We start from the raw sequence: 15,920 nt of genomic DNA on the forward strand, positions 1-15,920 counted from the left end.
TCCTTTGTTGCCGTAAATGCTATCAAAGGAGCGGCATCAAACCGCGACAGGTCCATCTTGCTGGAAAACTACTTCCTGCCGGGTGATCTCGAAGCCCAGATCGAAGCCTTTGTCGATCACTACAACTACCAGCGCTACCACGAGATCTTGAACAACGTCACACCGGCCGACGTCTACTTCGGACGCGACAAAGCCATTCGACAGCAACAAGAAAGGATCAAACGAAAGACGCTTGAAACGCGACGCTTGCATCACAGACAACGCGTCGCATAATCCAACCAACCAGATGAGCCGAACTCTCTCTTAGTTTAAGCTGCCATTGGTGCCAAGAACCCTGACGACAGACAGTCTCGGATTGCCATTTCGAATTAACAATACACTTGCTTCAGCGGAACCTTTTTTCCATCACGTATTCTCGCGACGTTCATGTTGTCCACTACAGAAAGAATATCAGTTCGGCTGCAACTTTAAGATGTCGTCGACAGATTGTCGCAAGAACGTCTCGTCTTGGGGGTTTTGTGCGGGATTGCCAGCGCGGTGCCCCCAGATTGACGGGATCACACGCAATTCTGCATTGGGCATCATCGCCGTCTCGATCTGGCTATCCTCTGGAGTGAAGTAGAGATCGGTTCGCGACGGCATTACGATTGACCGCGCCGTGATCGCTCCCAGCGCGGCCTTCAGATCACCGTTAAACACATCGTTGTCAGAGATATCGGAGGCGCGCCACGTCGCAAGGCTCGCCAGTAGATCATGCGCGTCGCGACGCAGGAAATTCGCCTCCCATGAACGAACAAGGAAATCCTCCAGCGAGCCGTAGCCGACCGTCTCATACAATCGTTCGCGATAAAATGCCTGGCTCATCGCCCAGCCGGCATAGACGCGGCCCATGGCGCGCAGGCCGCGCGTGGGCGGGGCGGTGAAATGAGTGCCGGTCCAATGCGGATCGCCGGTGAGCGTGGCCTGCACCCCTTGCAGGAACACATCATTGTGCGAGGATGTGCGGGCAGAGCCACAGACCGCCACAATCCGTTCCACAGCCCCGGGGAAAAGCGCGCCCCAGTGCAGCGCTTGCTGCGCCCCCATCGACCACCCATAGATTAGCGCGAGCCTCTTGATACCGAATACATCGGCCAGCATCGCGCGCTGTGCGTGCACATTGTCCCAATGGGTTACCAACGGAAACCGCTCCGGTCCAAAGGGCGCCGCTATATTCGATGGCGAGGTCGACAGCCCGTTGCCGAACATATTGGGGATCACGATGAACCAGTGATCGGGGTCGAGCACCCTGCCCGATCCGATCAGCCATTCGGTGTCGGCGTGCTGCGCGCCGTAGGACGTAGGGTAGAGCACCGCGTTGGATTTATCCGCGTTCAGCGTGCCGTACGTCTGATAGGTCAACTGCGCATCAGGCAGCGTAACCCCGCACTGCAACCGGAAGTCGCGCAAATCAAACCTGTGATGCCCGCTCACGACAGCCTCATCAGCAGGCCCGCCATCAGGCGCGCCCGTTCCGTCAGGCTATCCACTTGAATATGCTCGTTGAGTGTGTGCAAACCAGCACCACGCACGCCCAGACTGTCGAGCGTGGGGATGCCCATAGCACCGGTAAAGTTTCCGTCCGATCCGCCGCCCTGACTTCGCCCTTTCATCACGAAACCAAGCTCTTTCGCGATGTCCTTGGCCACCTCGAAGATTTTGGCCGTGCCGGGCGTGTCGGGGTTCCAGACCGGGCGGGTCACACCGCGCTCTACCACGAACTCCACCCCGTTTTTCGTACCTTGCAGGGCCAGCATGCGCTGCACGCCATCATCAAGGTCCTCCTGCTTCTTCGCCATGCTCAACGCTTCCGCCGCACAGGAGGAGGACACGCAGTTGACCCACTGGCCCGCGTGGATGACACCCACCGAAAAGGTGCAATCATCGCTGGTCATATCCTCAATCTCGATAATGCGCCGCGCCATTGCGGCGATGGCGCTCTTGCCGTCCTTGAGACGAGCGCCCGCGTGGCTGGGGGCGCCTTTGGTCGCCAGATTGAACCGCGCTATTGCGTAGCGTCCGACTGTTACACCGCCGTCGTCATGGCCCGGCTCGGGCACCAGCACGTAGGCACTGCGCGCAGCCTCCGCCTCGATCAGATCGCGGGTCGACGGCGTGCCGACCTCTTCGTCGGGGGTGAACAATACCGTTACCGGCAGCGGCGTTTGCAGTCCCGTGCGGATAAGCTGGCGGATCGCTTCCAGCGAGATATAATTGCCGCCCTTCATGTCCATCAGACCAGGACCATGGCAGATGTCACCGTCGCGTTTAAACGGCAGCACGTCGAGCGTGCCGATGGGATGCACCGTATCCATATGGCCGGCGATGAGGATACCGGGTACCTTGCCCTGATCGGGGTGGGGCATGCGCGCGCGCACTGACCCGCCAAAGCCCATACGCCCGGGGATCCGCTCAACGCTCGCCCCCATCGCGGCCATGTCATAGGCGGCAATATCCATCATTCGGTTGACTGCATCCGCATCCCACGTGGGGCTTTCGCATTCGATCCAAGGGCGCAAACCCGTAATCATCTCGTCTGTGTCAAACGGCAGCTTCAACGGGTTCATGCAGACAACCTCCGCTCGACGATACGCGCCATGACGGAAGCGCCCACCGGCAGCACCTCGGGGTCGAGGAAAAAGCTGGGGTTGTGCAGACCAGTAGTGCCTGAATGGCCGATCCGGCAATAGGCACCCGGTACGACCTTGAGCATGTCGGCGAAATCTTCCGACCCCGTCGCTGGCTCGTCGGTGCCGGAAATGTTCTCCTTTCCGACAATATCTTCCGCCGCCTCCAGATAGGCGTCCGACAATTTGGAATCGTTCATCAGCACGTCGAATATGTTGCGGTGATCCACGCTGATATCCACACCGTAAGCGGTGGCGAAACCCGCGCACAGCTCGCGCATGCGTTGCTCGGCCAAATCGCAGACCTCTTGCTTGAAATAGCGGATCGTGCCGGCAAGCGTTGCAGTATCCGGCACCACATTGTAGGCAGAGCCAGAATGGATCTGCGTCACCGACAGCACGCAAGTGTCCAAGGGTGCAACGTTACGCGACAGGATCGTCTGGATACTGCCCACAAGGTCGGAGGCGATGACCAGCGGATCGCGTGATTGGTGCGGCATAGCGGCGTGGCTGCCCTTGCCCTGTACCGTGATGTCAAAGAAGGACGCCCCCGCCATCGCGGGGCCCTTGCAGATACCCACCGTCCCCGGCTTCCCGTTAGGATAATTGTGCATGCCGTAGATTTCATCGCAGGGGAACCGCTCGAACAAACCGTCCTTGAGCATGCCCCGCGCGCCGCCCAGACCTTCCTCGGCGGGTTGGAAGATCAGCACGGCGGTGCCCGTGAAGTCGCGCGTTTCCGCCAGATGCTTGGCCGCACCCAGGAGCATGGTGGTGTGGCTGTCATGGCCGCAGGCATGCATCACGCCAGGAGTTTTGGAGGCGTAATCGAGATTCGTCAGCTCGTCTATCGGCAGCGCGTCCATATCGGCGCGCAGCCCGATGCGGCGCGGTCCATCGCGCCCTTTAATGATGCCCACGACCCCCGTACCCGCAATGCCGGTATGCACCTCGTCCACGCCGTATTCTTTAAGCTTTTCCACCACGACGCTTGACGTGCGGTGCTCGGTAAAACCCAACTCTGGGTGCTGGTGCAGGTCTTTGAAAATCGCGGTCAGCTCGTCCTTCGCAGCGTCGATAATGGGCAGAATGGTCATGTTGTTCTCCTTCGTCTTATTCAGCCGCCTCGGCAAAAGGGCGGAAGTTCGCAAAATCCCAATGCCGTCCGGGGGCGGCGGCGATCAACGCCTTGGTATAGTCCTGCTGCGGCGCGCCCAACACTTGCCCCGCGGGCCCGTACTCGACCACGCGCCCGTATTGCATCACCAACACATCGTCACAGATCTGCGCGGCCACACCCAGATCGTGGGTGATGAACAGGATGCCGAGGCCCAGCCGCTCCTGCAGCTCCGCCAGCAAATCGAGCACCTGCGCCTGAACGGATACATCAAGGGCCGAGACGGCCTCGTCCGCGACCAGCACATCGGGGTCCATCGCCAGCGCACGCGCAATCGCGATACGCTGCCGCTGCCCGCCTGAAAACTGGTGCGGGAAGCGGTCGACGGCACTCGCGGGCAGGCCCACCAACTCCAGCAATTCGCGCGCGCGCTCCATGGCTTTTGCCCGCGGTATGCCGAAATTGAGCGGCCCTTCGATGATGGATTGGCCCACCTCGATCCGCGGGTTCAGCGACCGCATGGGGTCCTGAAACACGATCTGGATATTCTTGCGGTGCGGTTTCAGCTCCTTCTGGCTGAGCGTGGCGATGTCGGTCCCGCCCACCTTGATCGCGCCCGAGGTCGGATCGATCAACCGCAAAATGCAGCGCGCCACGGTTGTCTTGCCGCTGCCGCTTTCGCCAACAATGCCCAGCGTGCGGCCCTTGGTGAGTGAAATGCTCACATCCTGTGCCGCCTTCACCTCGCGGCCGCGCGCGAACAATCCAGCACCGCCGTAGGTCTTGCACAGATCGTCTGTGGCCAGCACGATGTTATCTGATGTCGAAGCCCGCTCCATCCGCGGCACCTGACTGGGCACGGACCGCAGCAGCGCGCGGGTATACTCCGTCTGCGGGTGGCGCAGGAGGGTATCGACGGGCTGCGTCTCCATCACCTCGCCAAGCTTTAGCACGGTCACGTCCTCGGCGATCTCGCTCACCACGCCCATATCGTGGGTAATGAACAGCACGGCAGTGCCCTGCTCTTCGCGCAGCTCCTGAATAAGCTTGAGGATCTGCGCCTGCGTCGTCACGTCCAGCGCGGTCGTCGGCTCATCCGCGATCAGCAACTGTGGCTTCATCACCAGCGCCATAGCAATCATGATGCGTTGGCGCTGCCCGCCCGACAGCTGGTGTGGAAAGCTGCGATACATCTTGTCGACGTCGGGTAAATGCACAGCCTCCATCATTTCGCGCGCGCGGGTAGCGCGCCCGGATTTGGAGATATCCGAATGGAATTCCAGCACCTCCTCGATCTGCTGGCCGACGCGAGCGACCGGATTGAGCGCCGTCATTGGCTCTTGGAAAATCATCGACATCGACGTGCCACGCAGATCGCGCAGGCGCGATTGCTTCGCGCCCAACAGTTCCTCACCCTTGAGTTTAACAGAGCCTGAGATAGGGCGCAGCACCGGCGGCAGCAAGCCCATCGTGGCAAGGGCGGTGAGTGACTTGCCCGATCCGCTCTCGCCCACCAGACACATGGTCTGGCCTGCCTCGATGGTCAGGTTGAGGCCTTTGACGACCTGACTGTCCTTCTCGCCGTTCAGCGCGATGCGCAGGTCTTTGATGTCCAAAACGCTCATCGGTCAATCCCCCGTTTTGCCATGCGCGGATCAAGTGCATCACGCACCGCATCCCCCAAAAGGTTGATCGACAGGATCGCCACCGACACGATTAATCCGGGCCACAGCACGATACCGGGGTTGATCTGGAAATAGATGCGCCCCTCGGCCATGATATTGCCCCAGCTGGGGGTTTCGGGATTGATGCCCGCACCGAGAAACGACAGGATCGCTTCGGTCAGGATGGCGCTGGCACAGATATATGTGCCCTGAATGATCAACGGCGCCAGCGTGTTGGGCACCAGATGCCTGCGCATGATTAGCCATGTGGGCGTTCCCGCCGCGATGGCAGCCTCCACATAGGGCTCCTCGCGCGCGGAGAGTACCAAGGAGCGGACGAGGCGCACGACACGCGGCACCTCTGGGATGGTGATCGCGACCAAAACGGTCCAAATGCTCGCCCCCCAAAGCGAAACGATGGCAATGGCCAGCAGGATCGACGGGATCGCCATGAGCCCGTCCACCGCGCGCATCAGCACCGCGTCGATCCAGCGGATGTAGCCCGCCAACAGGCCGAACAGCAACCCCAGCGCCACCGCAAAGATCGCTGCCGCGACCCCTACAACCAGCGAAATCCGTCCTCCATAGATAATCCGGCTGAACAGGTCGCGCCCGAACGCATCGGTCCCCAACCAGAATTCATCGCTCGGCGGTTTGAGCCGCACGGAGGGCGACAGACGCACCGGATCATGCGGCACCACCCACGGCGCGAACAGCGCCGAGAGCACGACGAACACCAGTATCCCTGCGGCGATGGTCACGAGCGGGCTGGAAAACACGATCTCTCTCGCGCGCGTTATAGGGGTAACGCGGACAGGAACGAGGGCGGCAGCGGATGTTTGATCGGTCATGCGTAGCGGATCCTTGGGTCGAGGAGGACATAGGCGATGTCGATCAATAAATTGATGACGACATAGATAAGCGAGGCGAGCAGGATCACGGCCTGAATGACCGGATAATCGCGGCTCAGCACTGCATCGACGGTGAGGCGCCCGAGGCCAGGCAGGTTAAACACGCTTTCCGTCACCACCACGCCCGAGATGATGAGCGCGAAGCCGATCCCGATGACCGTGATGATGGGCACGGAACAGTTGCGCAGCGCATGGCGCATCAGCACTTTATGCTCCGGCAATCCCTTGGCCCGCGCGGTGCGCACATAATCATCGCCAAGGATTTCCAGCATTGAGGTGCGCGTTATCCGCGCGATCAGCGCTATATAGAGTAGTGTGAGCGTGAAGGTCGGGAGCGCGATGCGGTGAAAGAAATCACCCACACCCTCGCCAATGGGCCTAAAACCCTGAACCGGGAACCAACCGAGGTGCATTGAGAAAAGCGAAATCATCAGATAGCCGATCACAAACACCGGCACGGAAAACCCAAGCACCGAAAGCAGCATTACAAAGCGGTCGATGATCGTACCCTGCTTCCATGCGGCAATCACCCCGAGCGGCACTGCGATGATGACCGATAGAATGATCGTGGTCAGCGCGAGGCTGATCGTTGGCTCCATCCGGTCGGCAATCAACTCGATCACCGGTTTGCCCGAGAGGATCGAGGTGCCGAAATCACCGCGCAGCAACTGCCCAACCCAATTGAAAAACTGCACCGCCAGCGGATCATTAAGACCCAGCGAGGTGCGGATCGCTTCGAGTTGTTCAGGAGTGGCAGTGTCACCCGCAATAATAGCCGCTGGATCCCCCGGTGTGAGGCGCAGCAGCAGAAAAACGAACAATGCAACAAAACCCATCACGGGGATCGCGGCAAGGACACGTTTGAGTATATACACGAACATCAGGGTGACCTCGGATAAGGGAAAAGGCGTATGGCCCCGCACATTCCTGTGCGAGGCCACATGTCAGATCAGTTCTTGGAAATGTTCCAGAACAGGGGTGCCGGTGCATCCAATACGCCTTCAAGGCTGTTGGACCATGCGGATGGGACAAAATACTGTCCAATCGGTGCATAGACCCCTTCCTCATAGGCAATCTTCTGGATTTCCTCGGCAAGTGCCTTTTGCTCGTCCAATGACTGTGAGGTGGCATAAGCCGTGCGCAGCTCTTCAAGCTTTGGCACATCGGGCCAACCGAACCAGCCACCATTGGGCCCCTTACCGTTGACCATGTTGTTGACCAGCGGGTTGAACACATCCGCGCCCACCCAGTTGGTCATAAACATGTGCCAGCCACCGTCAGCAATCGACGCCTGACTTGCGCGTTTGCCGACAAGTGTCTGCCAGTCCATCGCCTGCAGATCGACCACAAACCCCGCATCACGCATGGCTTGGGCCACAACAACAGGCTGTGTGCGCAGCGTACCCACATCGGTCGGGTGCATGATCACGATAGGAGTGCCATCATAACCGGCTTCGGCCAAAAGCGCCTTTGCCATTTCCATGCCATTGCCTGTGGTCAGTGTCTCAGAACCCACATCAGATGCAAGCGGCGTGTTACAGACAAACATCGCACCACACAGCGCATAAAGTTCGGGGTTACCCACCAGCGCATCAAGCACGTCTTTCTGGTTCACCGATGCAATCGCCGCTTTGCGGATACGCACGTCATCCATCGGTGCGTTCAGCGTGTTGGGCCGCATGATCGTCTGGAACCCCAGCGCGTTCTGGTTTCTAACTGTCAGATCAGGGTTCGCCTGCAAAATCGGCAACAGATCGGATGGCGGGCTTTCCCAATAATCAATCTCGCCTGCCAGCAAGGCATTCATCGCCGTCTGGTCGTCGGGCATCACAACCCATTCGACGCGGTCAACATTAACCACCTTACCGCCGGAGGCCCAGCTGGACGGCTCATCGCGCGGAACGTAGTTTTCGTTTTTCGCATAGATCGCTCTAACACCGGGCTGGTATTCATCTGCGACCCAAGTGAACGGGCCGGAACCAATCTGTTCGGGGATTGCTTCGGTCGAAGGCGTATCCGCCAACCGTTTCGGCATGATGAAAGGTACGTTCGACGAGGGCTTGGCCAGACTGTCGATCACAAGGCCATAAGGCTGTTTGAGGTTAATCACAAACTCGTTCGGCGACGCACCCTGTGCCATGCTGTCCACGAATGACATCAGCACCTGACCCATGCCGTCCCGCTCACCCCAACGGGCGATGGAGGCGGCAACGTCTTCGCCGGTCACCGGCGCACCGTCATGAAAGGCAAGCCCGTCGCGCAGCGTAAATGTATGGACCAAACCATCATCGGAGACACTATGGCTGTCTACCATTTGCGGCTGAGGTACCAGATCAGCATCCAGAGCATAGAGCGTGTCAAAAATCATATAGCCGTGGTTGCGGCTCATGTAGGCGGTGGTCAGGATCGGATCCAGAACCCGTAGATCCGAGTGTTTGACCGCACGCAAAGTTTGCGCATCGGCCATGCCCGCGATCAGCGCGGTGGCCGCGACGGTAGCTGCGAACATCGTGCCCCGCAGCAGGCCTGTCAGGCCCTTGGGCTTCGTTTTCAGTGTCGTTGGAATAGTCATCGGGTACTCCCCTGAGTGTTGGAAAATGATGCGCCGGGCGTGATCCACCCTTTTTGTCGCGCGCTTGGTCGTCAATGTGTGGTCTCGGCCCTCCTCTCGCTGTGTGGTGTGAAGGGTTTGCCCATCGGCTCCATCCGGATACCGGGGGCGAGATTTGTCCATGGCAGGCTTGCCGGACTGATCGGCATCGGTCCGGGCGCAGCACATGTCAGGATCACCAGCGCAATCTCGTCGAAATCCGCACGGAAATGGACCGAGCTCTTTACGACCAAGATCGCCTGATCTTCAGGCACGACGCCCGCGTTGCGGAACATCTCACGGTCGGCCATCTGCGCTTTGGTGGTGGTCACAACCACGCGCACGTCGTCAATCCTAAGGCAGGCGGACGGTCCCATATCCAGTGGCGCACCGCCATAGAAGGGGCCAGGGCACACGAATTTTCCTTCCGTCAGCGTCTCGACGGTAAAACGCGCCTTATAAGGCGCATCACCGACGATACCCGATTGCCCGCCCAACGCGATCTCGATCACCGCGCCCTGCCCCGCGTTATGCGCCGCGCGCGCTGCCGCCGGATCGACCATATTGCCGATGGCACCCGACGCGCCCTGCGCCACCATCGCGCGCAGCATGCCGGTGGTATTACTGTCGCCCCCTGCGCCCGGATTGTCCTGCGTGTCCGCGATAACAACGGGCTTGGTGGCCCCTTGCGCGATGCGCATTGCCTCGATGACGCCCGCGTCAGGGGTAAAACTCTCTCCAGCCAGCGCGCTTTCCGCCTCCAGAACCGCCCGCTCAATGGTGGCGGCGGCACGGTCGGCGTCTTGCTGGTTTGAACCATAGCACACGACGGTCGGCCCACAGCCCGGAAAATCCGCCGCCGGAAAGCCAAAGAAGAAAGACGCGCTGGCCACAGCGCCGGCCTCTTGCGCGGCTGTCACATCGTAGATCGCGCGGCCCGGCTCGCTGCGCGTGCTTTGCCACGCGATGGGCACGAGAAACGGAAGACGGCGAAAGGCCTTCGCAAACGGCGCGCCGCGCGCCATCAGTTCGTCCAGCTGTACCGCCGCGCGGTTTCCTGTCTCGGCCATGTCCACATGAGGATAGGTACGGAACCCCACCAAAACATCCGCCGCTTCGACCATTTGCGCCGTGATGTTGCCGTGTAAATCCAGCGCCGCAGCGATGGGCACGTCCGGCCCCACAATGTCGCGCACCCGCGCCAGCAGCGCGCCCTCGCCGTCGTCGAGGTGTTCGGCGACCATTGCGCCGTGTAGGTCCAAAAACACACCGTCGAGCGGCCCCGCAGCACGAATGCCCCAAATTATATCGTCCGCGATGCTTTCATAGGCAGTTTTACAGACATGCGCCGATGGAATTGCCCCCGCCCATAAGATCGGCACCATATCCCAGCCCGCCGATTCGCCGAACTGAACGGCCCCGCCGATGCCAAGATTGATGTCACGCCCTTGGGACAGGACCGCATCACCGCGCGCCAGCGGCATGTAGCCGCCCCCCTGAACAAAGTCGGCCATCCGTGCTTTGCTCGGCGCAAAGGTGTTTGTTTCATGCAGAAAACCGGCCAGCGCCACGCGCTTTGACATTTCATTCTCTCCTGCTTTGGCGCCTGTGGGGATCGCTTGCCTCCCGCACCTGCACCGCACCAAAGTATTGCAAGGCAATACAGTTACATCGTATAGAAAGCGTAGAGCCACCGCTTACTGGAAGTCAACAACGACCTATCGGGAGGGCTGCGATGCCCCGCAACACCACCCGCGCAGAGCCGGGAAAACGTGCACTAACCGACGCCGACCGCGCCGGATCGCTTTTTGTGCAGTCGGTGGAAAAGGCGATGGGTGTGTTGGCGGCCTTTCACCACGCCGACGGCCCATTGACCCTATCGGACATCGCCACGCGGGCGGGACTGGATCGCAGTGCTGCCCAGCGTATGGTGCACACGCTGCGTGCGACCGGCTATATCGAGCGCGACGCGGACGGGCACGGGTTCGTTCCCGGCATGCGCATTCTCGATCACACGCTCGACTATTTGCGCATCAACCCGCTGGTCCGGCAAGCCACGCCAGTGCTGCAAGAACTGCGCAGCTCGGTGCGCGAGCGCATAGACCTGTCCTTGTTCGACGACCTGCGGCTGGTGTATGCCATACGGCTCCAGACCAAGCGTCAGACGTTCAATGCCTCCCTCGTCGGTCACAGCGTGCCGACATTCTGCACCTCGGGTGGTTGGGCGGTGCTCGCTCGGATGCCGCAGGACCGCGCGCGCGACCTTATCGAGCGTTCGGACCGCCGCCCGTTTACGCCGCACACAATCACGGATGTCGATGCGCTGATGGAGCAAATCGAACAGACCCGCGCGCGCGGCTATTCGCTGGGCATCGACCAGATCCTGTTGGGCGAGATCGCTATGGGCTTTGCCATTCTCGACAGCGAAGGCGCACCGCGCGCCGCCATCCACATTGCAGGCTCCACCGCCGAATGGACGCCGGAAGACTTCGCCGCGCGCGTCACCCCCCTTGGCCAGCATGCCGCCCGCGCACTGAGCAGGTATTGATCTATTTCCAGCAGGAGCCTTTACAATGAACCCTCTCACAATTTCCGGTCTTCATGCCCCTGCCAGCATCTCGGTCGATCGGTGGGGCATGGCCCATATCCGCGCCGAGAATAATCACGATGCCTTTTTCCTTCAGGGTTTGAATGCCGCGCGCGACCGTCTGTGGCAAATTGATCTGTGGCGCAAAAGGGGGTTGGGCCTGCTGGCCGCAGATTTCGGGCCAGGCTATCTGATGCAGGACCGTGCGGCGCGGCTGTTCTTGTATCGTGGCGACATGGTGCCAGAATGGGCCGCTTACGGCGAGGATGCCCAAGATATCTGCACCGCCTTCTCAAATGGTATCAACGCAGGCATTGATCTAGTGACGGCGGGCGTATGGTCTTTGCCCCCTGAATTTGCGAAATTGGGAACGTCCCCCGCCCATTGGTCCCCCGAAGACGTCGTGCGCATCCGCACCCATTGTCTGTCGCGCAATGCGGCATCCGAGTTGGCGCGCCTGCAAGTCCATAGGCTGGCAGACGCGGAAACGGACCTGATGCGGGTACCGCTGTCGCCGCCTGTACCGGATGAGGAATGGACAACAGCCAGCCCGCGGCCCCTGCCGCCCGATGCCCTTGCGGTCTACGAACTCGCCACCGCGCCCGTCACTTTCCAACATGAGCGCCTGACGGCAACGCTGGCAGAGGCGGGCCGGTGGTCCACCACAGATGCACGCAAGACCGTCCAGCCTAAAGCACCGCCGATGGAGGGATCCAACAACTGGGCCATCGGCCCCACCCTAACGGCAACGGGCCGCGCTATTATGGCCAGCGATCCGCACCGCCTGCACGCGGCGCCCTCGCTACGCTACATGGTGCATCTGGATGCACCGGGAATGAGCCTGATCGGCGCGGGCGAACCATCTTCCCCGGGCATCATGGCAGGTCACAACGGCACGGCGGCATTCAGCTTAACGATCTTTTGCGCCGATCAGGAAGATGTCATGGTCTATGAGACTGCCCAGAACGGCGCTGCCTACCGCTACGGCGACACAACAGAAGTGATCAAACGCATCGAGGAGCGCTTTGCCGTCAAAGGCCACCCCGATCAGACCCTGTCGCTCGACTTCACTCGCCACGGACCTGTGGTTTTTAACGAGGGCGGCACGGCTGTCGCAATTCGCACCGTCTTTACCGATCCGGGAACGGCGCCTTACATGGCATGCCTCAAGGCGATGCGGACAACCACGGTACCCGATTTCCGCGCGGCGCTGCACACATGGGGCGCGCCCTCGGTCAACATGGTCTATGCCGATACAGCGGGTGACATCTGCTGGCAGGCCGCGGCATACGTGCCGAAGCGCACGGGCTGGCGGGGGCTGATGCCCGTAGCGGGTGACGGGCAATATGAATGGACCGGCTATATGACCGCCGCCGATCTGCCATGCGTCCTGAACCCGCTGCATGGATACGTGCATTCCGCCAACGAGATGAACCTGCCCGACGATTGGGACCATGACGCGCATCCCGTAGGCTATGAATGGTTCGAGGACGGACGCGCGGACCGGATTGCACAGGTCATCGCGCAGGGCGGCGCGCGGGATGTTGCGGCGAACTGCGCGCTGCAAACCGATACCTATTCGCAGTATGCTCTCGATCTGGTGGCGCTTTTGCCCGAAGGCTCGGACGCAACGGCATTGCTGTGCGACTGGGACGGACATGCCCGCGCCGATTCCGCAGCCGCGCTGCTGTTCGAGGTCTGGCTGTCGCTGTACCTGCGCCCTGCACTGCTGGCGCACATTGCGCCCGATGCGGGCCTGCGCGCCTATCTGGCGCCGGGCAATATCCCCAACGTGGTGCGCGTGCTGCGCGGCGATATCCCGCGTCTTATGCCCGACAACTGCGATTCACTGCTCACCGACACACTAACAGCCGCATGGGAAGACCTGCGCAGCCGCGTCAGTGACACTCCTGACAGCTGGCGATGGGGCGACTTGCACAAAGGGTATTTTGACCACGCACTCTCACCGCTGGGGGGAACGTATGATGTAGGCCCCGTCGCCACCGGCGGTAGCAGCACAACAGTGATGATGGGGCACTTCGATGTCAGCGATTTTCACGTCCGCAACGGCGCCTCCGTGCGCATGGTCGTGGATGTGGGCGATTGGGACAACAGCGTGTGGATCAACGCACCGGGCCAGTCCGGCCTGCCGGACGATGCCCATTACGACGACCTGACCGCGCTCTGGGCAGCGGGGGAATACGTCCCAATGCTCTACTCCATGCAGGCAGTGGAAGAGGCGACCTGCACACTAATCGACTTAATCCCGCAAGGGGATTAGACCGCACCAGCCTGCGATGAACAGCGCCAGAACTTTGGTCAGATCACGCACCGACGCCAACGCGACCCGCTCATCAAAGCCATGGATGTTCTCAGCCCTTGGCCCGATGCAGAATGCCGGAATGTCGTAATAGAGCCCGTAAAAGCGCGTGTCCGTCAGCGCCGTCATTTTGGTTTCCTCCAGCACCGCGCCGTCGAATACGCTGCCGTAGGCGTCCTGCATGACGGCCAGAGCGGGGTCCGCATCCTCGCCCAGCACATAGCCTTCGGCCTGAAACCCGTTCCACACTACGTCTGGCGGGCTGTTGGACAGAAACGGGTGGTCGCGTGCGGCGGCCGCGACGCAGCCCTCGATCTCGCGTTTCGCATGCGCCAGATCATGCCCTGGCAACACACCCATACGGCAATCAATATCGCACCACGCAGGCACGCTCGATGCCCAATCACCGCCCTTGATCTTCCCTGCGTTGAAGTTCAGCGGATGCGGCACGTCGCCATAGACCGGATCGGCAACTGCGCGCGCGTTCCACACCACCTCCAGCCCCTGCAAAGCGCGGATCATGTCATACCCCGCCATAATTGCGTTGGACCCGTCGCCCGCAACGGACACGTGAACCGGCTTGCCGCGCACCCGCAGGCGGAACCACAGCGCGCCGACCTGTGCGCGGTTGACGGTGAAATCCGTAGGCTCCGGAAGCACGGCTGCGTCCGCACGGTAGCCACGCTGCAACACCGACAGCGCACCCAGGCCGGTGCTCTCCTCCTCGATCACCGACTGGAAATGCACTGTTGCGGCAGGCGCATACCCAGCCGCTCGGAGGGCATCCAACGCAAACAGCGCCGCTACCGTACCCGCTTTCATATCGCCCGCACCACGCCCGTACATCCATCCATCGGCGATGACCGGGTCATAGGGCGGATGCGTCCACATTTCCGCCGGTCCGGGCGGCACCACATCCAGATGCCCTTGCAAAATCAGAGACTGGCCTTTCACCAAGGCAGGCCGGTGGCTGCCCACCACACTGCGCGCGCGGCTGAAATCCCCACTGATCGGGCCAAATCCGGGTAGCGGTTCCAGATCCTTGAGGTCGATTGTCCAATCGTCGACGGCGTAGCCCCGCGCACGCAAAGCAGCGGCCATGAAATCCTGCGCCGCTGCCTCCTGAAACCGCTCGCTCGGTATCGCGACAAAGCGGGCGAGGAAATCGGTCTGCTCTGCAAATCCCTCGTCCACCGCGCGGGTGATCGCGGCGGTGGTCTCGGGGCTAAGGGGGTCGGGTAACGGCATATCTGACGGCATGAGGAGCTCCATTCGCTGTTCTGACGTCAGCATCCGTACTGGCACAGCCCGCGTCAATCGCCGCGTTATTGAAAGCGGCGCAAAGTTAGGAATGTATTGACCAGTCCAATCTGCGCAGTCAACGCCAACAATCCCCAAACAAAAGCACCTGCTTATGGCATTCCGCATTGCAATCGCCCGACGATATCGGGGCACCTTTACCTACCTGGAACTGCGCCACGCCGATATCGGTACTTCTCGCAGTCTCAAATCTACCACCACACCCTACGATCCCGCGGCGGATGACCAATCCCATCGCCCTTGCAGGTGAACGTTTTGGTTTTTTTTGGGAGGGGCAACGTCGCACGGATCCTGCATGGCACAACCATAGCCACCAACTCCGTACTGATGCGCGATCTGCCCTGCGGCGCATTGATCGCCACCAAAGGGTTCGAGGACATGCTGAAGACCGGCCGCCACACGCGTCGCGATATCTATGCACTGCGAGGACCCGACCGCACGCTGCGGGTCCCGTGTCGCCATCGCTTTGGTGCGCAGTCCGCATCCACGTTCTTGTCGTCATCGCAGTTGCGACAGGCACCCGCGCCCAGATTAAGGCTCCTGCATAGCATTGCCGTGCTCTGGGCGGTCAATCTTCTGCGGTCGAGTGCAGCGGATACACTCCCCTCACCTACTTCAGATCCCGATGTATGCGGTGCGGAAAAGCGGTCGTTCTGTTGCAAGTGAATAAGGTCTGTTTTGTCCCGCGTCTCGGTTGTTGCAACCAAGCGCAGCGAAAGGTCGGTTTGATTCCTGCGGATTTTGC

Annotated in this window: 12 protein-coding genes and 1 pseudogene; 4 read left to right on the forward strand and 9 right to left on the reverse strand. The window is 60.8% G+C overall.

Annotated features, from left to right (window positions below):
* A pseudogene (locus V7730_RS06040) lies at positions 1 to 273 on the forward strand (hypothetical protein); the annotation flags it as partial.
* Between the two features lie 177 nt (positions 274 to 450).
* Here V7730_RS06040 and V7730_RS06045 read toward each other — a convergent pair.
* The 8 genes from V7730_RS06045 to V7730_RS06080 form a co-directional block, all read right to left on the reverse strand.
* Complete coding sequence (locus tag V7730_RS06045) at positions 451 to 1,473, reverse strand: alpha/beta fold hydrolase (RefSeq protein WP_335746699.1); 1,023 nt, start codon at positions 1,471 to 1,473, stop codon at positions 451 to 453.
* Positions 1,470 to 2,606: a M20/M25/M40 family metallo-hydrolase gene (locus V7730_RS06050; RefSeq protein WP_335746700.1), complete on the reverse strand. Its 1,137-nt coding sequence runs from the start codon at positions 2,604 to 2,606 to the stop codon at positions 1,470 to 1,472. Before V7730_RS06050 ends, V7730_RS06045 begins: the two co-directional genes overlap by 4 nt.
* Positions 2,603 to 3,763, reverse strand: coding sequence for a M20 aminoacylase family protein (locus tag V7730_RS06055; protein ID WP_335746701.1), 1,161 nt, complete (start codon positions 3,761 to 3,763; stop codon positions 2,603 to 2,605). Before V7730_RS06055 ends, V7730_RS06050 begins: the two co-directional genes overlap by 4 nt.
* Before the next feature lie 16 nt (positions 3,764 to 3,779).
* Entirely contained in the window at positions 3,780 to 5,408 is a 1,629-nt protein-coding gene (locus V7730_RS06060) for an ABC transporter ATP-binding protein (protein ID WP_335746702.1), read from the reverse strand.
* The gene (locus V7730_RS06065) at positions 5,405 to 6,298 is read right to left on the reverse strand and encodes an ABC transporter permease (RefSeq protein ID WP_335746703.1); all 894 of its coding nucleotides are present in this window, start codon (positions 6,296 to 6,298) and stop codon (positions 5,405 to 5,407) included. Before V7730_RS06065 ends, V7730_RS06060 begins: the two co-directional genes overlap by 4 nt.
* The gene (locus V7730_RS06070; RefSeq protein WP_335746704.1) at positions 6,295 to 7,239 is read right to left on the reverse strand and encodes an ABC transporter permease; all 945 of its coding nucleotides are present in this window, start codon (positions 7,237 to 7,239) and stop codon (positions 6,295 to 6,297) included. The genes V7730_RS06065 and V7730_RS06070 overlap by 4 nt, the downstream gene beginning before the upstream one ends.
* A gap of 68 nt (positions 7,240 to 7,307) precedes the next feature.
* Positions 7,308 to 8,930 carry an ABC transporter substrate-binding protein gene (locus tag V7730_RS06075; protein WP_335746705.1) on the reverse strand — a complete coding sequence of 541 codons (1,623 nt, stop codon included), beginning with the start codon at positions 8,928 to 8,930 and terminating at the stop codon, positions 7,308 to 7,310.
* Between the two features lie 71 nt (positions 8,931 to 9,001).
* Positions 9,002 to 10,531, reverse strand: a complete 1,530-nt coding sequence (locus V7730_RS06080) for a M81 family metallopeptidase (RefSeq protein ID WP_335746706.1) — start codon at positions 10,529 to 10,531, stop codon at positions 9,002 to 9,004.
* Positions 10,532 to 10,683: 152 nt separating this feature from the next.
* Between V7730_RS06080 and V7730_RS06085 the strand changes: the two genes are divergently transcribed.
* Positions 10,684 to 11,496, forward strand: a complete 813-nt coding sequence (locus V7730_RS06085) for an IclR family transcriptional regulator (RefSeq protein ID WP_335746707.1) — start codon at positions 10,684 to 10,686, stop codon at positions 11,494 to 11,496.
* A 25-nt stretch (positions 11,497 to 11,521) separates the two neighbouring features.
* Complete coding sequence (locus V7730_RS06090) at positions 11,522 to 13,816, forward strand: penicillin acylase family protein (RefSeq protein ID WP_335746708.1); 2,295 nt, start codon at positions 11,522 to 11,524, stop codon at positions 13,814 to 13,816.
* On the opposite strand, the gene V7730_RS06095 is transcribed toward V7730_RS06090, so the two are convergent.
* The gene (locus tag V7730_RS06095; RefSeq protein WP_335746709.1) at positions 13,796 to 15,115 is read right to left on the reverse strand and encodes an ArgE/DapE family deacylase; all 1,320 of its coding nucleotides are present in this window, start codon (positions 15,113 to 15,115) and stop codon (positions 13,796 to 13,798) included. The genes V7730_RS06090 and V7730_RS06095 overlap by 21 nt on opposite strands.
* A 306-nt stretch (positions 15,116 to 15,421) precedes the next feature.
* On the opposite strand from V7730_RS06095, the gene V7730_RS22605 reads away from it, so the two are divergent.
* Positions 15,422 to 15,841 carry a hydantoinase/oxoprolinase N-terminal domain-containing protein gene (locus V7730_RS22605; RefSeq protein ID WP_443070192.1) on the forward strand — a complete coding sequence of 140 codons (420 nt, stop codon included), beginning with the start codon at positions 15,422 to 15,424 and terminating at the stop codon, positions 15,839 to 15,841.
* Positions 15,842 to 15,920: the final 79 nt, after the last annotated feature.

The sequence above is a fragment of the Sulfitobacter sp. genome (assembly GCF_036961165.1).
GTDB lineage: Bacteria > Pseudomonadota > Alphaproteobacteria > Rhodobacterales > Rhodobacteraceae > Sulfitobacter.